The organism is Spectribacter hydrogenoxidans (assembly GCF_031846275.1).
GTDB lineage: Bacteria > Pseudomonadota > Gammaproteobacteria > Nevskiales > Salinisphaeraceae > Spectribacter > Spectribacter hydrogenoxidans.
Genome location: NZ_JAVRIB010000001.1, coordinates 150887 through 170668 on the forward strand (window position 1 = coordinate 150887; position 19782 = coordinate 170668).

Consider the following 19782-nt stretch of genomic DNA (forward strand, 5'->3'; position numbering starts at 1 on the left):
ACAACGCAAACCGCAGCGGAGAACCGACATGGCGGATTTCGACCTCGAACGCACCCAGGCCCTGTTAAAGGGCGCGGCACTGAATCCCGAACCGACCTGGGACAGCTTCCGCGCCGACAACCCCGACTGGACGCAGACCGCCGTGCTGGTGGCCGGCCCGATGATCGTGATCACCGCGACGCTGGCACCGATCCTGGGCTGGATCTTCGGCACCAACATGCTGCCGGGCGCCGGCGGGTTCGTCACCCAGATCTTCGTGACCCTGATATTCGGCCTGATCGGCCTGGGTATTTCCGGCGCCGTGTTCGGCCTGCTGGCCGGCAGCTTCGGGGGCACCCAGAGCTTCGATAATGGCTTCGCCGCCGTCAGCCTGGCCGCGGTGCCCGGCTACGCCGGCCAGATCATCGGCACTCTGCCGCTGATCGGCTGGCTGATCGGCCTGGCGCTGAGCATCTACTCGATGGTTCTGCTCTATCGCTGCCTGCCCCGGTTCGTGGGCGTGCCCCAGGAAAAGCGGGTCGGCCATTTCGTGGTGGGCCTGATCATCCTGGTCGTGATCTACGCCATCATCAGCTTCCCGCTGGCGGGGCTATTCCTCACCGGCAGCGGGGTGCCAGCCGTCTAGACCCCGGCTCGGCCGGCCACCCGCGCCAGTTCACCGAGCATCATCAGGGTCAGGCCCCAGACGGTCTGACCCTGATGGACACGGCTGGGCATGGGCAGGCGCAGCGGGCCGACCCGCCAGTGGAAGGTGCGCCGGTGTTCGCGCCCGGCGACTACCGAAAGCGGCAGCCAGAAAATCTCTGCCACTTCATGGTTGCCATCCAGATCGCCGGCCTGTTCGGGGTAGCGGTAGACGAACGGCGACACCACCATCGGCAGCGGTCGGCTGTGGGCGCGGGTCATCCGGTCGTGAAGCCGGCCGATGCGATTCGCTTCGGTCAACACAAGGCCGGTTTCCTCGAGTGCCTCGCGGCAGGCGGCGGCGCCACCGCCGGCATCGCCGGTCGATAGTCGCCCGCCGGGGAGGCAGACATCGCCGGACCAGGGATCACCCGTCCGCCGGGCCCGGCGTGTCAGCAGCACTTCCGGGCCGTCCGGGCCGGGAGCGATCACCACCGCCACGGCCGCCCGGATGAAACGCCGGCGCGCGGGCAGGCGCAGCGGGCGATGGTGCTGCAGGGCGGATTCGAGCGCGGGTAGGTCGTTCATGCAGGCGGGATGGCCAACAACCGGTTGCGGCGGGCCGAAGCCCGCCCTACAGGGGCCCGGGCGACAGGATCGGTTTGATCCGGCCTTAAACCATCGGGCACCAGATCGTCCCAACAAAAAAGGCCGCCCCACAAGGCGGCCTTTTGCTCACGCACGATGGCAACCGATCAGAGCTGCTTGAGCCCGCCGGCCAGGTCGCTGCAGACCTGCTTGGCGTCGCCGAAGATCATGCGGGTGTTGTCGCCGAAGAACAGCGCGTTCTGCACCCCGGAGAAGCCCGTACCCTTGCCGCGCTTGATCACGTACACCTCGCGGGCCTTGTCCACATCGAGAATCGGCATGCCGTAGATGGGGCTGGATTCGTCGGTGCGCGCCGCCGGGTTGACCACGTCGTTGGCACCGATCACCAGGGCCGCGTCAGCCGTCGGAAACTCGGCGTTGATGTCCTCAAGGTCATAGATCATGTCGTAGGGCACGCCGGCCTCGGCCAGCAGCACGTTCATGTGGCCCGGCATACGGCCCGCCACCGGATGGATGGCGAACTTGACGTCCACGCCGTGTTCCTTCTGCAGCATCTGCACGAATTCCCACAGCTTGTGCTGGGCCTGGGCCACGGCCAGGCCGTAACCGGGCACGATAATCAGGGAATCGGAGTAGGCGAAGCTGGCGGACGCGTCGAACGCCTCGACCGATTTCATCTCGCCCTCGGGGCCTTCCGCCTCGGCGCCATCATCCACGCCGAAGCCGGCGAACAGCACGTTGGTGATCGACCGGTTCATGGCGTTGGCCATCAGGAAGGTCAGCAGCGTGCCCGCCGAACCGACCACGGTGCCGGCGATGATCATGGCGGCATTGCCGAGCACGAAGCCCTCGAAGGCCACGGCCAGGCCGGTCAGCGCGTTGTAGAGCGAAATCACCACCGGCATGTCGGCGCCGCCGATCGGGTTGGTGATGAGCAGGCCCAGCGCCAGCGTGGTAACCAGCAGCAGGGTGACCAGCAGGGGAGCACTGGTCTCCGCCATCACGATCATCACGCCGAGCCCCACGGTCGCCAGGGCCACGCCGCCGTTGAGCAGATGCTGCTGCGGCAGGCGAATGGTTTTCTTCTGCACGCCTTCCAGCTTGGCCCAGGCCACCAGACTGCCGGAGAAGGAGACCGCGCCGATGATGGCGCCGGCCACCGCGAGAATGAGCACCGTGGTGCCATGGGTCCAGGCCGCGCCGGAATACATTTCCACCAGCGCAATCGCGGCGGCGGCACCACCACCCATACCGTTGTACAGCGCCACCATCTGCGGCATGGCGGTCATCTGCACCCGCTTGCCGGAGATCCAGGCACCGATGCCGCCGATGCCGATGGCCAGCAGAATCAGGAAATAGCGGCCGACCCCGGCTTCCATCGCCGGATGCCATAGCGTGACCACGGTGGCCAGGACCATGCCGACACCCGCCCAGACAATGCCCCCGCGGGCGGTCTTGGGCGAGCCCATGCGCTTGAGGCCCATGATGAACAGGACGGCGGCAATGAAGTAGCTCGCCTCGACGGTGAATGACCAGAAATCCATAGCGGTTGACCTTTATTCAGAGCTCGGTGGCGCGTGATCGGCGGTGGTCGCCGGCCCTAGTCCTTGGAGGACTTGAACATTTCCAGCATGCGCTCGGTCACGACGTAGCCGCCCACGGCGTTACCCGCCGCCAGCACCACGCCGACAAAGCCGATCAGCGTCTCCCAGAAACCATGGGCGTGGCCCAGCGCCACCATCGCGCCCACCAGCACGATGCCGTGCACGAAGTTGGAGCCCGACATCAGCGGCGTGTGCAGAATCACCGGCACGCGGCCGATGATCTCGTAGCCGGTGAAGGCCGCGAGCATGAAGATGTAGAGGGCAACGAATCCGGTAATCATTGAGCAGTCTCCCTGGACGTGTCGCACGTTGCGGGGCGCCGCCGACGGCCGCGCCCGGCATCGCCGATGCCTATTTCTTGAGCGCTTCCCTGGCGGCCTCGTTCACAATCTCGCCGTCGTGCGTGAGCACGGACTTGGCGAGTACCTCGTCGTCCCAGTTGATCGCCAGCTTGCGCGGCTTCGGGCCCTTGGACGTGTCGTCCTCGCCCTCGTCGTCTTCCTCGATCAGGATCAGGCTGAGGAAGTTGAACAGGTTCTGCGCATACATCTCGCTGGCGTGTTCGGCCAGTTCGCCGGCCATGTTGGTCGGACCGAGAATGGTGACCGACCCGTGCTTGACCGTCTCGCCGGGCTTGGTCAGCTCGCAGTTGCCGCCGCCGGCGGCACCCAGATCGACCAGCACCGAGCCGGCCTTCATGCCGTCGACCATCGCCTTGGAGATGATCTTGGGCGCCGGCCGACCGGGCACGGCGGCGGTGGTGATCACCGCATCCGCCTGGCCCACGTGCTTGGTCAGCATTTCCTGCTGCTTGGCCTTCTCGTCATCGGTCAGTTCGCGGGCGTAACCGCCCTCGGCCTCGGCCTTGACGCCCTCGGCCACCAGGAACTCGGCACCCAGCGACTCGACCTGTTCCTTGGTGTCGGTGCGCACGTCATAGGCCTCGACCTTGGCGCCCAGCCGCTTGGCGGTGGCGATGGCCTGCAGGCCGGCCACGCCGGCGCCGATCACCAGCACCTTGGCCGGGCGGATTGTGCCGGCGGCGGTGGTGAGCATGGGCAGGAAGCGCTCGAGATTGCTCGCCGCCATCAGCGCGGCCTTGTAACCGGCCGCCGAGGCCTGCGAGGACAGCGCGTCCATGCTCTGGGCGCGAGTGATGCGCGGCACCAGCTCCATCGCGAAGCAGGTCACGCCGGCCTTGCACATGGCCTCCACGGCGTCCGCGTTCTGATGCGCCTGCACGAAACTGAGCAGCACCGAGCCCTTCTTCATCTTGGCCAGGTTGGTAGGCGACGGTGAATTGACCGCCAGCACCACGTCGGCGCCGTAGATGTCGGCCGCGCGGCCGGCGATCTTGGTGTTCTCGCCATAGGCATCGTCGGGAATGCGCGAGCCATCGCCGGCGCCTTTCTGAACCCGCAATTCGACGCCCAGCTTGGTCAGCTTGTCCGCCACCTTGGGCACCATCGCGACGCGGGTCTCCCCGCTCGCCGCCTCTTTAGGCACTGCGATTTTTACGCTCATGTTCTGGTTCCAGACCTTGTTCAGTGGTTGTTGCCCGCTCGACTGTTCCATGGCGGAACGGTTTCTCCCCGGCGAGCGCCAGACTCTAGCAGTCTAACCGATACGCGAGCCCGATACGTAATCGTGGCCCCTCACGGGCCGGTTTCCAAATGCGGCGCGGCCGCCTCGTAATGCGGCGGAATCTCGAACATCAGACCCGGGATGGCATCATGCGACACGCGTGAAAGCGTACGGCGCCGGCCCTCGCGCCCGTCCTGGTAGCGGATCGGGACACCGTCGAGTTCCAGGTATGGCAGACCAACATATTCCATGCCGGTACCGGCCAGCAGCGTCTGCATCAGTTCGAACATCGCCGCCACCGTGTCGAACTCCGCCGGCGTCATCCCCAGCGCATCGCGGCTGGCCACGCACAGCTGCTCCTGCGGCTTGCCACCGCGTTCCACCTGGAACACCTCACAGGCCCGGCCGGCCACTTCCTCGCGGGCGTCGGTGGCGGCAACCGCCACGTCCGGCGAAGCGCCGAAACCCGGTACCTGCCCGGCCAGCGAGGCACGGGCGATCTCGCGCTGTTCCGCGGGCAATTCGGCCAGCTTGTCCTCCAGCCGCTGGCGCAGTGCCTGGATCCGTTCGCGAATGCGGGCCGCGGTGTCGCCATCCATGCGGGTGTAGCGATCCTTGCCAGGGGTCACTGAATAGATGGCGTTGTCGGCCTGCCGGTAGAGCTGCCAGCTGCCACTGCCGTCGTCGATGCGGATTTCGCCGGCACGCACGCGTAGCTTGAACGGATCATCGCCCTCGTCGTAAATCAGCGTGGCATCCGCGGCGGCCGCGCCCGCGGCCAGCGACAGCAGCACGGTGAGATAGACTTTCGGGGCAACGGGCATGAGCGGACGCGACGAATCTGCGATGACAAGGCGGGAACTGTAATCCGATGCTTCTGGTTGACGCCAGCGTCTACATCTTCCGCGCCTGGTTCTCGCTGCCGGAGAGCATGGTCGGCCCCGACGGCCAGCCCATCCACGCGGCCTACGGCTTTGCCGACTTCCTGGCCGGCCTGCTGGCGGAAACCGGGCCCGCGCACGCCGCGATCGCGTTCGACGAATCGCTGGACAGCTCCTTCCGCAACGAGATCGATCCCGACTACAAGGCCAACCGGGAGCCGGCCCCGCCGTCGCTCAAGGCCCAGATCGCCGCCTGCATGCAACTGTGTCGGGCGCTGGGCCTGGCAACGCTGTCGAGCCCGCGCTACGAGGCCGATGACCTGATCGGCACGCTGGCCGTGCGGGCGCGGCAGCAGGGCCGGGCCGTCACCATCGTGTCCACCGACAAGGACCTCGCCCAGTTGCTGGCCGAGGGCGACTGCCTGTACGACTACGCCCGCGGCCTGCGGCTTGACCCCGCCGCCATTATCGAACGCTTCGGCGTGCGCTGCGCGCAGATACCAGATTACCTGGGCCTGGTAGGCGACGCGGTCGATAACATTCCGGGCGTGGCCGGCATCGGTGCGAAAACGGCCGCCGCCCTGCTGGCCGATGGTCGCGACCTGGACACCCTGTACGCCGATCTGGACCCCGTCGCCGCCATGCCGATTCGTGGTGCCGCGGCGGTCCGGCGCAAGCTCGAGGCCGGTCGCGATGCTGCCTTCCGGTCACGGGAGCTGGCCCGTATTGTCACCGAGGTGCCGCTGGACCTTGAACACGGAGATATCCGTTGGCGCGGAACCGATCCGGCAGCCCTGGCGACCTGGTGCGACCAGCTCGGCCTGGGCCAACGGCTGCGCCAGCGGCTGGCCGGCCTGCGTGCACCCGCATGAACGACAACGACGACATCTGGCCGGCCATCGAGCAGGCGCTGCGCGCGACGCTGGGAAACGCCTGCCGGCTGGGCGAGGCGCAGCCGGTCAGCGGCGCCAGCATGGACCGGGCCTACCGCGTCGCCGCCGGCGATCACCCGCTGTTCATCAAGATCGGCCGCCCCGAACGCGCGGCGGACTTCGCCGCCGAAGCGGCTGGTCTGGCCGAACTCGGCCAGGCCCACAGCTTGCGCGTGCCCGGCGTCCTGGCCCACGGGCGAGCCGGGCCGGCCGCGTTCCTGGCGATCGAGCACCTGGCGCTGCGACCGCTGGACGCCAACGCCATGACCGCCCTGGGCGAGGGGCTGGCCGAGCTGCACGGCATCGTCGCCCCGCAATTCGGCTGGGAACGCGACAACACCATCGGCACCACCCCGCAGCGAAACGCCCGCACCGGCCAGTGGCTGGAGTTCTGGCGGGAAAACCGCCTCGGCTATCAGCTGGAACTGGTCGCGCAACGGGGCAACCGTCCGCTTGCCAGCGCCGGCGAGAAGCTGCTGGCGAGACTGCCCGACCTGCTGGCCGGGCACCGACCTGAGGCCTCTCTACTGCACGGCGACCTGTGGGGTGGCAACGCGGCCATGGACGACGCCGGCCGGCCAGTGATCTTCGACCCGGCAGTCTATTACGGTGACCGCGAAACCGACCTGGCCATGACCGAACTGTTCGGCGGCTTCTCGCCGCTGTTCTTCGAGGCCTACCACGGGGCCTGGCCGCTGGATCCGGGCTATCGGGAAATCCGCCGCGACCTCTACCAGCTATACCACCTGCTCAACCACGATGCCCTGTTCGGCGGACATTATGCCGCCGAGTCGCAGCAGGTGATCGAGCGGCTGCTGGCGAAGGGCTGAAAGCCGGCAATTCCCAACGAAAAAGGCCGCCCGGAAAGCCCGGGCGGCCTTTTAGCCAAACAGGATTGGCAATTACTCTTCGGGCTCCAGGTCCACAATGACAACGCGCGCGCCGGCGTCATCAATGCCACGGGTACCGACAGCCAGTCGCGTGTTGTCGGCAGACAACTCGGCAGTGAAGAACTGCTCCGTAATCTGGGGCGTGCCGTTATGCGGCAGCAGAATCAAGCCGTCATCGTCGACGCTTGTGTCGAGCTGCCCGTCGGCAGTAAACACGTAAAGCGCAGGCACGCCGCCGAAATAGCCGACGTGAATGCTGCGATCGTCGGGCAGCACCACCATGTCGCGGCCGCGCTCTTCCGGCCGGAGAAGATCGGCCTCCACATCGCCGGCAAAGACGCTGTCGTCCTCGCTCTGAATGGCCTGCGTTCCGGCGGCGCCCGGCCGTCCGTAGCCAGTATCAATCTCGGTACCGCCGGAAAGCCGGAATGTGACCACGTCCTGCTCCTCGGTCGGCGCGTAATCCGAAAGCGGTCCTTCCGCGGGTATCGAGTCCACACCACTATTGGCGGCACCGTAGCCAGTAGTGATGTAGTTACCGCTATTCGGCTGACGTACCGCCGCGTAGGCTTCGGCAAAGCCGGCGGAATCGACGAACGGATTGAACACGGCGATGCCGGGCTCAGCGATCCCGGCCGGACCGTCTGCCGGGAAGATGAAGTTGCCGAAACCGTCCTCCTGCGTGCCGTCTTCGTTGAGCTTGATCAGGATGATGTGGTTTCCAAGCGAACCGCCGAAGTTCGTGTAGCCGGCGCTCATGATGCTGCCGTCGTCCTCGACGAAGCCGCGGCGCACATTGTCGCCCGAGTTTTCGCCGCGAGGCGTCGTGAAGTGGTGGGCTGCGCCAGCATTGAAGCTCATGTCCGCCATGCCGTTTGCCGCGGTTACTCGCGCGACGTAGCGATCCTGGTCGGGAGCGTCCGCGCCAACTGGCGCCGAACCCGCACCCAGGATAACCAGCCGCTCGCTGTCACCGCTGGTGTCCAGCACGAGATCGGAAGCAGCATCCCTGGGGAAGAAGCCGGTGGCAGTCTCATAGTTGTCGTTATCCGCATTCGCAGTGGCGAAGACAACCTCCTGGGCACCGGCGAGCAATCCGTCAACGCCCCCATCGTCGCCAAACTCGGTTTCCACCGCGAACGAGTTCTCCACATCCAGGCGGAATAGGTAGACACTCCGCCCTTCTGCAACAGGCGGGTCGACGGTATCGTCGCCATTGGCGTCCGCGGCGTTCACAACGATCACCAGATCGCCATCGGCCATCTCAACGATACCGAAGCCCTGCTCGTCGCCTGAGGATACCGTGCCCGCGCCCTGACTAGCAGCGCGCACGTTAAGGCTTAGAACACCATCAGTGCCGAAATCGGTGTTCACGCTACCGTCAGCGTTGTAGCCAAGAATCACGGTGCGCTGATCCGCCTGATCACTTACACCAATGGCATAAACACTGCCGTCATCGGCATGAACAATGCCGTTGATGCCGTTGGCTTGGGTGGTGTCGTTATCGACGACCGTGAACTGCGGCGGGGGATCTTGGGGCGTTTGACCGCCGCCACCACCGCTGCCGCCGCAGGCGAAGAGGAAGGTGGGCAGGACGATGGCCGCCGCCCCTCGGCCGAGATGTGTCATGTTCATGGTAGATGCGAATGCTTATCAGAGGTATGAGCGAGTAAGTTGTGACTGATTCGCATTCCTCTGTCAACCTTTCGTCATCCGACCGGTACCCGCCGGCATACCGACGCAGACGCATCTGTTTGCGTTTGCGATTTGTTATCATTTACATTGCGTCTATTCAGCGGGGTTCGCCCGCCGTCAACTTGTCCGGAGACCCGCCATGACGCTGCGCCGCCTTGCGTTCCTGCCCGGCCTGCTGACCTGCCTTGCCCTGGCCGGTTGCCCGTCCGATGACTTCGAGAATTTCGGCAACAGCGGCGGCAGCGACGGCGGGGGCAACGGCGGCCTGATCGGGGACGATGCCCGACGCGCCGTGCTGGCCGATATCGGCAGCGACATCATCCTGCCGGCGTTGCGCGATTTCGCGGATGATGCCGACGCGTTGCAGAGCGCAATGTCGGCCCATGCGGCGGCACCGAACGACGATCAGGCCCTAGCAGCGGCCCGCGATACATGGCGGGAGGCAATGCTCGGCTGGCAACGTAACGAGGTGTTGCAGGTAGGCCCGGCAGGCCGCTCGACCGGACTGGACACCACGCCCGGCGGCGCCGATCTGCGCGGCCAGATCTACACCTTTCCGTTCCGAACGCCCTGCCAGATCGACCTGGCCGCGCTGGAGGACCGTGAGGTCAACGCGAACACCGCCATCAACATCAAGGGCCTGGGCGCCATCGAGTACCTGCTGTTCTTCGAGGGCCCCAATCCGGACTGCCCGCCGCCAGCCGGCGCCGATCTGGCGACCAAGCGCGCCCAGTACGCCAGCCGCCTGGCGGATTTCATTGCCAGCGTGGCCGACGACCTGGTCAACCGCTGGTCGCCCTCGGGCGGAAATTTCCTGGCCGAGTGGTCGACCGCGGGGGCCGGCAGTGATGTCTACATGCGCCCGCAGCAAGCACTCGACGCCCTGTCCGTGGCGCTGTTCTACGCCGAGAAGATCACCAAGGACGACAAGATCGCCGACCCCACCGGCATCGGCGCCACTGGGCTCACCCCGTGCCCAACCGCCAGCTGCCCGGAACGACTCGAGTCGCGGCTGTCGATGACATCCGGCGCTAACATCCGCGCCAACGTGCAGGCCTTCCGCGACGTGTTCACGGGTGTGGACGACGGCATGGGCGTGAACGACCTGCTGCGCGGCATCGGCCGCGACGAGCTGGCCGATGATCTGGTCACCGAACTCGACGCCACCCTCGACCAGCTCGCCGCGCTCGACCCCAATTTCGACGCCGCGGTGGCGGCCATTCCGGACGCCACCCAGTGCATGAACGCCAGCGCCAACCGCACCGGCCTGCCGGTGTGCAAACTGCACGGCGACATCAAGGCAGCGATGGACATCTTCCGCGGACCGATCGTATCCGCGCTGTCGCTTGCCACGCCGAACGCCGCGGCCGGCGACAACGACTAATCGCAATCGACGTCACCCGATGACAACGCGGCCCATGAACGCGCTCTACCATCGCCTGAACCAGCCGCTGGACATCGCCGCCCTGGCGGTGTTCCGGATGCTGTTCGGGGCGCTGATGTTCGCGGGCACGCTGCGCTTCATGGCCTGCGGCTGGATCGAGCAGCTTTACGTTGCGCCGGATTTCCACTTCAAGTACTGGGGCTTCGCCTGGGTCCAGGTGCCGGGCGAGGCCGGGCTGTACCTGCTGTACACCGGCATTGCCGCCACGGCCGCAATGGTGGCACTGGGGGCGTTCTACCGGGTGGCCATCATCGGCTTCTGGTGCCTGTTCACCTACGCGGAGCTGATGGATGTCACGTACTACCTCAACCACTACTACTTCGTCAGCCTGCTGGCGCTGATTCTGTGTTTCCTGTCGCCGCATCGGGCCTGGTCGGTGGATGCCTGGCACAAGCCCGGATTGGCCCGCGCCACGCTGCCGGCCTGGCAGACCTGGTGGCTGCGCTTCCAGGTGGGGCTGCTGTACTTCTACGCCGGCCTGGCCAAGGCCGAGCCCGACTGGCTGCTGCATGCCCAGCCGCTCAACATCTGGCTGCCGCCGCTGTCGGGCATGCCGCTGCTGGGCCCTTTTCTGGCCGAACCCTGGGTGCACTACGCGTTCTCGTGGTTCGCGTTCGCCTTCGACACCACCATCATCGCGTTCCTGCTGTGGCGGGTGACCCGGCCTTACGCGTTCGCGGTGGTGCTGGTATTCCACCTGTTCACGCACCTGTTTTTCCAGATCGGGCTGTTCCCCTTCATCATGGTGTTCGCGGTGCTAGTGTTCTTCGAGCCGGACTGGCCGCGGCGGTGGATGCCGTTTTTTCAGAGCTGGCTGCCGGCTTCGATCACCAGGCTGTTCGGCGCCCTCTCCCCCAGCCCCTCTCCCGCTCGCGGGAGCGGTGGGCAAGGAAGTGGCTGGCGGCCGACGAGCGCGGCATTCGCGCTGGTTGTGGCCGCTTTCTGCCTGGTGCAGTTCATCATGCCACTGCGCCACTGGGCCTATCCCGGCACCGTGCTCTGGCACGAGCAGGGCATGCGCTTTTCCTGGCGGGTGATGCTGCGGGAGAAGTCCGGTTCGCTGAACTACCGGGTGGTCACGGACGAAGGCCGCACCGTGGTGGTCACGCCGCACGACTACCTCACCGAACTGCAGTATCGCGAGATGGCCGGACAGCCGGATCTGGTGCTGCAGCTGGCGCACCACATCCGTGATGACTTCAACCGGCGCGGCCACGGTCCGGTCGAGGTGTATGCCGATTCGCTGGTGTCACTCAACGGGCGGCCTTCCAAGCCGATGATCGACCCGCAGGCCAACCTGGCCGCGGTCGAACCTGGCCTCGCCGATGCCGAATGGATTACCGACGCCCCATCGGGGCCACCCACGCTCCATCGCCGCCTGCAGCTCACCGCGGGACGATGACGATTGCCACAGGACGCACCATGCCCATGACCCGACGCCACTGGATATTCGCGCTATGCCTGGCGGTTGCCGGACCGGCCGCCTGGGCCCAGGACAACGAGGACGACGCCGCCTCGCTGGAGTCCATCAGCATCTTCGGTTCCGAGGAGGAACTGGGGCGGGTTTCCGGCTCGGCCCACAAGGTGGACGAGGAAACGCTGAAGGAATACCAGTACGACGACATCAACCGCGTACTCAACCAGGTGCCCGGCGTATACGTGCGCGAAGAGGACGGCTACGGTCTGCGGCCCAACATCGGCCTGCGCGGCGGCAGCTCCGACCGCAGCCAGAAGATCACCCTGATGGAGGACGGCGTGCTGATCGCCCCGGCGCCGTATTCCGCCCCGGCGGCCTACTACTTCCCGCTGACCACCCGCATGAGCGGCGTGGAGGTGTTCAAGGGCCCGTCGGCCATCCAGTACGGCCCGCAGACCATCGGCGGGGCGATCAATCTGGTCTCTCAGCCGATTCCTGAAGACCCGTCCGCCATGCTGGAAGTGGCCGGCGGCAGCGATGCCTATCGCCGCGTGCATGCCCGCGGCGGCACCAGTAGCGGGCCGCTCGGGGTGTCTGCCGAATTCGTGCATCTGGCCAGCGACGGCTTCAAGGAGCTGGACGGCGGCGGCGACACCGGCTTCGACAAGAACGAGGCCCTGATCAAGGGCCGCTACGAGATCGGCCCCGGCACCCTGCGGATGCGGGTGGGCTACGCCGACGAGGTCTCCGACGAAACCTATCTCGGCCTGACCAACGAGGATTTCGCGGCAACCCCGTACCGCCGCTATGCCGGCAGTGCCGAGGGCCGTTTCGACTGGGACTGGCAGGGCGCCCGCATCGGCTGGGCCCAGCCCCTGTTCGGCGGCGATCTCGATGTGGTTGGCTACTGGCAGCAATTCGACCGCGCCTGGCGCAAGTTCAACAACTTCCGCAGCGCCGACGTGCGCAACGTGCTGGCCAACCCGGACGATCCCAATAACCGCCTGCTCTACGAAACCCTCACCGGCCAGCGCGACAGCGACCCGAACGTCGACGCCGACGACCTACTGATCGGCACCAACGCCCGGACGTTTGTATCCACCGGCGTGCAGGGCAATCTCAACTGGGAGTTCTTCACCGGTAACGACGACGCGCTGCTGCATCTACTGGAAGTGGGCATGCGAGTGCATTCCGACCGTATCCGGCGGGATCATGATGAATTCGCCTACGAGATGGTCGACGGCCGCCCACAGCGCAAGGACAGCACCCGCGCCATCACCGCCAACAACACCGGTTATGCCGACGCCGTCGCCTTCTGGGTACGCGACGAGATTCTGATCGGCAACTGGACGCTGGTGCCCGGCGTGCGCGTGGAAACCATCTCGGTGAAGTTCACCGACCGCCTCAATCAGGTGTCCAGCGAGGACGACTACACCGAGGTCCTGCCGGGCCTGGGCGTGAGCTATGCCTGGAACGAGTCGCTGACCCTGCTGGGTGGCGTGCACAAGGGATTCTCGCCGGCCACCCCCGGCCCGCAGGCCAATGTGGAGCCGGAAGAGGCGATTAACTACGAAGCCGGCGCCCGCTGGCACAGCCGGCGCATGGGCCGCCTCGAGGCGGTGGCCTTCTACAGCGACTACAGCAACCTCACCGCCGTCTGCACATTCTCCGCCGGTTGCGGCGCGGCCAACCTGGACCAGCAGATCAACGCCGGCAGCGTCGACATCCAGGGCATCGAGACCGGCTGGAACCGCAGCTTCGGCCTGACCGGCGGCTGGCGCATCCCGTTAGGCTTGACCTACACATACACCGACACCGAATTCCAGACCAGCTTCACCTCCGCCAATCCACAGTTCGGCAACGTGCAGGCTGGGGATGAACTGCCCTACATTCCGGAACACCGGGCCAACGCCCGCATCGGGCTGGCCGGTAGCAGCTGGGATGTCAACCTGTCCACCACCTACCAGTCGGCCATGCGCGACGTGGCCGGCAGCGGCTCGATTCCCGACGACACCGGCACCGACGAGTTCACCGTGGTGGATCTCGCCGCCAGCTGGCAGGCGACCCCGGCGCTGACCCTGATCGGCCGCGTGGACAACCTGCTGGACAACGACTACATCGTCGCCCGCCGCCCTTTCGGCGCCCGGCCGGGGCTGCCACAGGTGTTCCAGGTGGGTTTCAACTACAACCTGTCGCCCTGATACCGCATGGCCAGCGAAACCTCCCGCGCCCGGCGCACCGGCCCCTGTCTGCGGCCGCCGGACCCGCAGACCGCCAAGAGCGACCGCGCCATCCGCGGCGGCCTGTGGTTCGCGCTGCACCGATGGGCGTCGCTGCCGCTGTGGATACTGCTGTTCTTCGTCTGCGTCACCGGGACCCTGGCCACGGTCAGTCACGAGATCACCTGGCTAATCAATCCCGACGTGCGCGCCAGTCAGGGCGAAACCGCGACCCACGTCGGGTATGACCGCATTGCCGGCGCGGTCACCGAGCGCTGGCCGCAGGCCGCGATCCACTCCATCCAGGAAACCGAGCCGTATCTCGCCACGCGGGTGTCGGTGTCGCTGCCTGAAGGCGGCCACGCCACCGCGTACGTCAATCCCTATTCCGGCGAGGTGCAAGGGCTCAGCCAAGGCGTGACCTTCCCCGACTTCATGCGGGCTCTGCACGGCTGGCTGCTGGTGCCATGGCACAACGGCCGCAGCTGGGGCTATTACCTGGTGGGGCTGCTGGCAATGCCGCTGCTGTTGTCGCTGATCACCGCCGTGGTGGTGGATAAGCGCTTCTGGCGATCCCTCTACCGCCCGTACATCCGCACGCGGCTGACCCGGCGCATCTTCTGGAGCGACCTGCACCGGGTGATCGGCACCTGGTCGATTCCGTTCGTGGCGGTGATCGGCCTGACCGGCGGGTTCTATTTCGTCCAGGGCGTTCTGTGGGACAACGACATCACCATCCTGCCCCCGGCGCCGATGATTGAACGGGAGGCACTGCCCGTCGTCGAAGGCGGCGCACCCGAGCAGGTCGGGATCGACGCCGCAGTGGCCAAGGCCCATGAGGCAATTCCGGGTCTGGACCTGCGCTGGATCAGCCTGCCGGAGAGCGGCTATCACCACACCGAGATCTACGGCCTGGGTGACTTCCCGCTGCACAGCGATTTCAGCGTAGCGGCCTACATCAACCCCTATTCGGGCGACGTCGGCGGCAGCCGCGACGTGGACGACATGAGCTTCCTGATGTGGCTGCAGGGCCTGGCCGACCCGCTGCACTTCGGCGACTTCGCCGGGCTGATCTCCAAGCTGATCTGGTTCGCCTTCGGCACCCTGCTCAGCCTAATGATCTTCAGCGGCATGCTGGTCTGGCACAAGCGCACCGCCCCGGTAAAGGCCCGCGCCCCCCGCCGCGCGGGCGAGGCCGGCCTGGTGGCGGAGGCGGAATGACCATGCGCTGGACGCGATTCAAGTACCACATCAACGCCACGCTGCTGCTTCTGCCGCTGTATTTCCTGGCCACCACGCTGGCAATGGGGCCCGACGGGGCCACCGGCGCCACAGTGCTGGCGCCGAAATCCGTTGGTCCCTGGCAGGTTGAACCGCGAGCCGCCGGCCACTGGCCACCGCGGCCCGGACAGGAACTGGACATGACGGTGCGCTTCGACGCCGGCCCGGCGGCCGAGATCCGCACCGCCGTGCTCACCATCGGCGACCGGGCGCCAGCAGTCGAGGATCTGCTCTCACCGGCCGCGGGCCTGCTGCACGGTGGCGAGGTGCTGCGCGAAGCCCACGTACCAGCCCCGGCCGATATCTCGGCGGACGCCGCACTGTGGCTGACGGTGGAGCGCTGGGACGGCAGCCTGCATCATGTGTCCTGGCCGCTGGCATCCTCCTGACGCCGAGCATAACGGCCGTTTGCGCCGCATGTCGGGAACCCCTCATGGGGCGCAGCGGTAACCGGAAGGCCGACGCTAAACCACACCGAATGCCAGCATGGCGTCGGCCACTTTCTTGAAGCCAGCGATGTTGGCGGCCTTGGCGTAATCGATATAGTCACTACGCGGGTCCGCATACGCCAGACAACGACTGTGGATATTGCGCATGATCTCGCGCAGCAGCTTCTGCAGCTCATCTTCGCGCAACGCCATGCGGGTCTGGTTCTGGCTCATCTCCAGCCCGGAGACGGCCACCCCGCCCGCGTTGGCCGCCTTGGCCGGCCCGAACAGCACCCGGGCTTCCCGTAGCAGCTTCACGGCGTCATTGGTGGTGGGCATGTTGGCGCCCTCGACGACCATGCGCGCACCATTCGCGACCAGTTGCCGGGCGTCATCGGGCCCCAGTTCGTTCTGAGTCGCGCAGGGCAGCGCGATGTCGCAGGGCACCGACCAGGGCCGCTCGCCGGCGTGGAAGGTCGCGCCCTTGAACTGATCGACATAGGCCGACAGGCGCCCGCGGTAGTGGGTCTTGTGCCGCTTCACCCAATCGATCTTCTCCTGCGTGAAGCCACCGGGGTCATGCACGAAGCCGTCGGAATCGGACATGGTGACCACGCGCGCACCCAGCTGGGTAGCCTTCTCGGCGGCGAAGGTGGCAACGTTGCCGGAGCCGGATACCGCCACCTGCTTACCCTCCAGGTCGTCGCCCGCCTGGGCCAGCATGTCTTCGGCGAAATAGACCACACCGTAGCCGGTGGATTCGGTGCGCACCAGGCTGCCGCCCCATTCCAGTCCCTTGCCGGTAAGCACGCCCACGTAGCGATTGGTGATGCGCTTGTACTGACCGAACATGTAGCCAATCTCCCGTGCCCCGGTGCCGATATCACCGGCGGGCACGTCGGTATCTTCGCCCACATGGCGGTAGAGTTCGGTCATGAACGACTGGCAGAAGCGCATGACCTCGTTGTCGGACTTGCCCTTGGGATTGAAGTCCGCGCCGCCCTTGGCACCGCCCATGGGCAAGCCGGTCAAGCTGTTCTTGAAGGTCTGCTCGAAGGCCAGGAACTTGAGAATGCTCTGGTCCACGCTCTTGTGGAAACGGAGGCCGCCCTTGTACGGGCCGATGGCGTTGTTGTTCTGCACCCGGTAGCCGCGCTGGACCCGGACGTTACCGTTGTCGTCCTCCCAGCACACGCGAAACGAGACCACCCGGTCGGGCTCGGCGATGCGGCGGAGAATCTGCGCCTCGTGGTAGATCTCCTTGTCCTGGATGAAATCGAAGATATCGACGGCTACCTCGTAGACCGCCTGGTGGAATTCCGTCTCCCCCGGATTGCGACGCTGCACGCCGGCCATAAACTGCTCGAGATTCACATGATCGGATATCGCCATGATCGCCCCCTGTTGGCTGCGTCGACTGGCGATTCCCAACCTAGCTCAATCGGCTCATGGAAGCGATCACGCATCGACATGGCGCCAGCTCCGCGGGTTTTGCTTGAAACTCGAAATCTGTAGTCTGAGCCATATACGCCAGCACCAATACTACGCTGAGGCGTTGGGGGACATTGATGGGGACGCGCTACACCATAGCGGTCATCGGGGCAGGTCCGGCCGGACTCAGCGCAGCCGGGCGCGCAGCGGAGTACGACTGCGAAGCCGCTGAACCCAACCACGTTCTCCTCGAAAGCAGCGCCCTTCTCGCCAACACGATCCAAAAGTACCAGAAGGGCAAGCACGTGATGGACGAGCCGGGTTACCTCGACCTGAGGAGCCCGGTGGACTTTAGCGCGGGCACCCGCGAAGCTATCCTGGACACTTGGGCAGAAGACGCACGCGCGGTCGGAATCAACCTGCGGTGTGACACCGAAGTCACCGGGATCAGCGGTCGACGCGGGGACTTCACCATCCGTTGCGCCGACGGCTCCATCGTCGAAGCCGAACACGTAGTCCTGGCCATCGGCACCCAGGGCAACCCGCGCCGGCTGGGTGTCGAGGGCGATACTTCGTCGTTCGTCCAGTACCAGCTCGACGATCCCGACGAGTATGGCGACGAGGACATCCTGGTGGTCGGAGCCGGCGACGCCGCGATCGAGAATGCCATCGGCCTCACCCGTAGGAACCGGGTGGTCATCGTCAACCGACGCGGCGAATTCAGTCGTGCCAAGCAGGGCAATCTGGACGCCATCCTCGCAGCTCTCAACAGTCGCGACACAGCCCTGTCCTGCCGCTACAACAGCCAGGTCAAATCTCTGCATCTGCCCGACCAGCCGGGTCAACCGGGGACGGTCGTGCTCGAAACCTCGGACGGAGTGGAAGAACTGCCCTGCCACCGGGTGATCGCACGCCTGGGTTCCATCCCGCCGCGCAAGTTTCTGGAAAGTTGCGGGATCGAGCTGCCCAGCGAATCGCCCGAAGCCCTGCCGGAACTCGACGGCCGCTATCAGTGCAACGTGCCGGGCCTGCACGTGATCGGCGCGCTGGCCGGCTATCCGCTGATCAAGCAGGCCATGAACCAGGGCCACGATGTCATCGAGTACATCAGGGGAAACGAGGTCAAGCCGGTCGAGCACCCGTTGCTGCAACTGCAATTCGGTCTGCTGCCCTACCAGGCGGATGTGGACGAAGTGCTCTCGCTCTACCAGCAACGGGTGCCGATGTTCGCGCGCATGAATGCGCTCGCCTTCCGTGAACTGATCCTCGAAAGCGAAATCTGTTATGCGGTCGGCGACAAGGGGGAATTCAGGGCGCTGGGGAAACGCCGCCGGGAGATACGCGACAAACGCATCGCGGAGATCCGGGCAGCGCGCGAAGGCGAGGACCAGCGACGTACGGAAGCCGGCAAACCACCGAAATCGCGGCAGCCAATCCAGGAGCCGGATATCACCAAGCTGATGCGCGGCGGCGACCACGCCTTCCGCGACGGCGAGTACACCAGCACGTTCTTCACCATCGTCGAGGGCGAGGTTACCCTCAGCTCGGGATCAGGGCCGGAGACCACGCTTACGCCCGGCCAGTTCTTCGGCGAGATGAGTCTACTCTCGGGTCGCCCGCGGATCGGCAACGCCCGGGTATCCGCCGACACCATCCTGATCGAGACGCCGCGCCGAACCATGGTCAAGCTCATGGCCGCCAACCGCGAGGTGGCACAGGGCATCGAGACGGTTTTCCTGCAGCGCACCCTGCAGCAGTTCTTCGCGCCGTCGGTTTCCTACAGTGCGCTGCGCGACATTGCCCATCGCGCAACAACCAATCGCTTCAACAAGGGCGACACCATTTACAGCGAGGGCGATACGGGCGATCGCCTGTATCTCATCCGCAGCGGCACGGTGGCGCTGACCAGCCGCCGGGATGGTCACGACATTGCAGTGGGCCAGCCCCAGTCCGGGCAGATTTTCGGGCAGATGGCGCTGATGGGCGATCCCGAACGGCGAGAGATGGCGGTTGCCGCCGTGCGCACCGAGGTTATCGAGATCGAGCGGCCCGAATTCCTGGAACTGCTGCGAAAATCGCCGGACTCCATTCCGGCGCTGCAACACCAGACCTCCCAACAATTGCAGCACGCTTCACGGATGGAGTCGGTGCCGGAAAGCAGCGGCATCATTTCATTCCTGATGGAGCAGGGAGTCGGCGAGGCAACCGATGCGCTGGTGATCGACGAAAGCCTGTGCATCGGCTGCGACAACTGCGAGATCGCCTGCGCGGAGACCCACGACGGCATCTCCCGGCTGGATCGCAAGTCGGGGGCACGATTCGCGCATGTCAATCTGCCCATGGCGTGTCGCCACTGCGAGCAGCCCCACTGCATGAAGGAGTGTCCGCCGAACGCCATCCACCGCGAGCCAAGCGGCGAGGTGTTCATCGACGACACCTGCATCGGTTGCGGCAACTGCGAGAGCAACTGCCCGTACAACGTCATCAAGATGACGTACGACGCGCCCAGCAAACCGGGGCTGATCCAGTGGCTACTGTTCGGGCGCGGCCCCGGACCGGGGGAAGACCCACGGGCCGTGCCCACCGCGAAATCCAAGGAAGCCGGCAAGAAGGCCGTCAAGTGCGACGCCTGCGTCGGACGCAAGGGGGGACCGGCCTGTGTCGAGGCCTGTCCGACCGGGGCTGCCATCCGGATCGGCCCGGAGGATTTCACCGATCTGGTAGGCAACAAGTAGGAGGGCAA

General features: G+C 65.9%; 16 protein-coding genes. 9 read left to right on the forward strand and 7 right to left on the reverse strand.

Features of this window, described 5'->3' with window-relative positions; all coding sequences use genetic code 11:
• Positions 1-28: 28 nt before the first annotated feature.
• Positions 29-625, forward strand: coding sequence for a Yip1 family protein (locus tag RM532_RS00765; RefSeq protein ID WP_311651188.1), 597 nt, complete (start codon positions 29-31; stop codon positions 623-625).
• Here the strand turns inward: RM532_RS00765 and RM532_RS00770 are convergent.
• The 5 genes from RM532_RS00770 to RM532_RS00790 form a co-directional block, all read right to left on the reverse strand.
• A complete protein-coding gene (locus tag RM532_RS00770; protein ID WP_311651189.1) occupies positions 622-1212 on the reverse strand; it encodes an NUDIX hydrolase in 591 nt (196 codons plus the stop codon). The two genes, RM532_RS00765 and RM532_RS00770, sit on opposite strands and share 4 nt — an antisense overlap.
• Before the next feature lie 167 nt (positions 1213-1379).
• Positions 1380-2777, reverse strand: coding sequence for an NAD(P)(+) transhydrogenase (Re/Si-specific) subunit beta (locus tag RM532_RS00775; protein WP_311651190.1), 1398 nt, complete (start codon positions 2775-2777; stop codon positions 1380-1382).
• Between the two features lie 56 nt (positions 2778-2833).
• Complete coding sequence (locus RM532_RS00780) at positions 2834-3118, reverse strand: NAD(P) transhydrogenase subunit alpha part 2 (RefSeq protein WP_311651191.1); 285 nt, start codon at positions 3116-3118, stop codon at positions 2834-2836.
• A gap of 70 nt (positions 3119-3188) precedes the next feature.
• Positions 3189-4361, reverse strand: a complete 1173-nt coding sequence (locus tag RM532_RS00785; RefSeq protein WP_311651192.1) for a Re/Si-specific NAD(P)(+) transhydrogenase subunit alpha — start codon at positions 4359-4361, stop codon at positions 3189-3191.
• A gap of 131 nt (positions 4362-4492) precedes the next feature.
• Positions 4493-5245, reverse strand: coding sequence for a hypothetical protein (locus RM532_RS00790; protein ID WP_311651193.1), 753 nt, complete (start codon positions 5243-5245; stop codon positions 4493-4495).
• 47 nt (positions 5246-5292) lie between these two features.
• Here RM532_RS00790 and RM532_RS00795 point away from each other — a divergent pair, with 47 nt between their 5' ends.
• Together RM532_RS00795 and RM532_RS00800 are read left to right on the forward strand one after the other, a co-directional pair.
• The gene (locus RM532_RS00795) at positions 5293-6174 is read left to right on the forward strand and encodes a 5'-3' exonuclease (RefSeq protein ID WP_311651194.1); all 882 of its coding nucleotides are present in this window, start codon (positions 5293-5295) and stop codon (positions 6172-6174) included.
• Positions 6171-7064: a fructosamine kinase family protein gene (locus RM532_RS00800; protein ID WP_311651195.1), complete on the forward strand. Its 894-nt coding sequence runs from the start codon at positions 6171-6173 to the stop codon at positions 7062-7064. Before RM532_RS00795 ends, RM532_RS00800 begins: the two co-directional genes overlap by 4 nt.
• 72 nt (positions 7065-7136) lie before the next feature.
• On the opposite strand, the gene RM532_RS00805 is transcribed toward RM532_RS00800, so the two are convergent.
• Positions 7137-8759 (reverse strand): hypothetical protein, encoded by a 1623-nt coding sequence (locus RM532_RS00805; protein ID WP_311651196.1) that lies wholly within the window; start codon positions 8757-8759, stop codon positions 7137-7139.
• Positions 8760-8958: 199 nt separating this feature from the next.
• On the opposite strand from RM532_RS00805, the gene RM532_RS00810 reads away from it, so the two are divergent.
• Genes RM532_RS00810 through RM532_RS00830 form a run of 5 tightly spaced genes read left to right on the forward strand, consistent with a single transcriptional unit; the run spans position 8959 to position 15569 of the window.
• Positions 8959-10203, forward strand: a complete 1245-nt coding sequence (locus RM532_RS00810; protein WP_311651197.1) for an imelysin family protein — start codon at positions 8959-8961, stop codon at positions 10201-10203.
• Between the two features lie 34 nt (positions 10204-10237).
• Complete coding sequence (locus RM532_RS00815; RefSeq protein ID WP_311651198.1) at positions 10238-11665, forward strand: HTTM domain-containing protein; 1428 nt, start codon at positions 10238-10240, stop codon at positions 11663-11665.
• 20 nt (positions 11666-11685) lie between these two features.
• On the forward strand, positions 11686-13881 hold the full coding sequence (locus tag RM532_RS00820; RefSeq protein ID WP_311651199.1) for a TonB-dependent receptor family protein: 2196 nt from the start codon (positions 11686-11688) through the stop codon (positions 13879-13881).
• Positions 13882-13887: 6 nt separating this feature from the next.
• Entirely contained in the window at positions 13888-15120 is a 1233-nt protein-coding gene (locus RM532_RS00825; RefSeq protein ID WP_311651200.1) for a PepSY-associated TM helix domain-containing protein, read from the forward strand.
• A complete protein-coding gene (locus tag RM532_RS00830) occupies positions 15117-15569 on the forward strand; it encodes a hypothetical protein (RefSeq protein ID WP_311651201.1) in 453 nt (150 codons plus the stop codon). The genes RM532_RS00825 and RM532_RS00830 overlap by 4 nt, the downstream gene beginning before the upstream one ends.
• A gap of 75 nt (positions 15570-15644) precedes the next feature.
• Here the strand turns inward: RM532_RS00830 and gdhA are convergent, their stop codons facing one another.
• Complete coding sequence (gene gdhA, locus RM532_RS00835; protein WP_311651202.1) at positions 15645-17000, reverse strand: NADP-specific glutamate dehydrogenase; 1356 nt, start codon at positions 16998-17000, stop codon at positions 15645-15647.
• Positions 17001-17176: 176 nt separating this feature from the next.
• Here gdhA and RM532_RS00840 point away from each other — a divergent pair, with 176 nt between their 5' ends.
• A complete protein-coding gene (locus tag RM532_RS00840) occupies positions 17177-19774 on the forward strand; it encodes a cyclic nucleotide-binding domain-containing protein (protein ID WP_311651203.1) in 2598 nt (865 codons plus the stop codon).
• Positions 19775-19782 lie beyond the last annotated feature (8 nt).

Bases quoted from the DNA above. Each gene is read 5' to 3' on its own strand.
- RM532_RS00765 (WP_311651188.1), top strand. From the start codon at position 29: ATGGCGGATTTCGACCTCGAACGCACCCAGGCCCTGTTAAAGGGCGCG.
- RM532_RS00770 (WP_311651189.1), bottom strand. From the start codon at position 1,212: ATGAACGACCTACCCGCGCTCGAATCCGCCCTGCAGCACCATCGCCCG.
- RM532_RS00775 (WP_311651190.1), bottom strand. From the start codon at position 2,777: ATGGATTTCTGGTCATTCACCGTCGAGGCGAGCTACTTCATTGCCGCC.
- RM532_RS00780 (WP_311651191.1), bottom strand. From the start codon at position 3,118: ATGATTACCGGATTCGTTGCCCTCTACATCTTCATGCTCGCGGCCTTC.
- RM532_RS00785 (WP_311651192.1), bottom strand. From the start codon at position 4,361: ATGAGCGTAAAAATCGCAGTGCCTAAAGAGGCGGCGAGCGGGGAGACC.
- RM532_RS00790 (WP_311651193.1), bottom strand. From the start codon at position 5,245: ATGCCCGTTGCCCCGAAAGTCTATCTCACCGTGCTGCTGTCGCTGGCC.
- RM532_RS00795 (WP_311651194.1), top strand. From the start codon at position 5,293: ATGCTTCTGGTTGACGCCAGCGTCTACATCTTCCGCGCCTGGTTCTCG.
- RM532_RS00800 (WP_311651195.1), top strand. From the start codon at position 6,171: ATGAACGACAACGACGACATCTGGCCGGCCATCGAGCAGGCGCTGCGC.
- RM532_RS00805 (WP_311651196.1), bottom strand. From the start codon at position 8,759: ATGAACATGACACATCTCGGCCGAGGGGCGGCGGCCATCGTCCTGCCC.
- RM532_RS00810 (WP_311651197.1), top strand. From the start codon at position 8,959: ATGACGCTGCGCCGCCTTGCGTTCCTGCCCGGCCTGCTGACCTGCCTT.
- RM532_RS00815 (WP_311651198.1), top strand. From the start codon at position 10,238: ATGAACGCGCTCTACCATCGCCTGAACCAGCCGCTGGACATCGCCGCC.
- RM532_RS00820 (WP_311651199.1), top strand. From the start codon at position 11,686: ATGCCCATGACCCGACGCCACTGGATATTCGCGCTATGCCTGGCGGTT.
- RM532_RS00825 (WP_311651200.1), top strand. From the start codon at position 13,888: ATGGCCAGCGAAACCTCCCGCGCCCGGCGCACCGGCCCCTGTCTGCGG.
- RM532_RS00830 (WP_311651201.1), top strand. From the start codon at position 15,117: ATGACCATGCGCTGGACGCGATTCAAGTACCACATCAACGCCACGCTG.
- gdhA (WP_311651202.1), bottom strand. From the start codon at position 17,000: ATGGCGATATCCGATCATGTGAATCTCGAGCAGTTTATGGCCGGCGTG.
- RM532_RS00840 (WP_311651203.1), top strand. From the start codon at position 17,177: ATGGGGACGCGCTACACCATAGCGGTCATCGGGGCAGGTCCGGCCGGA.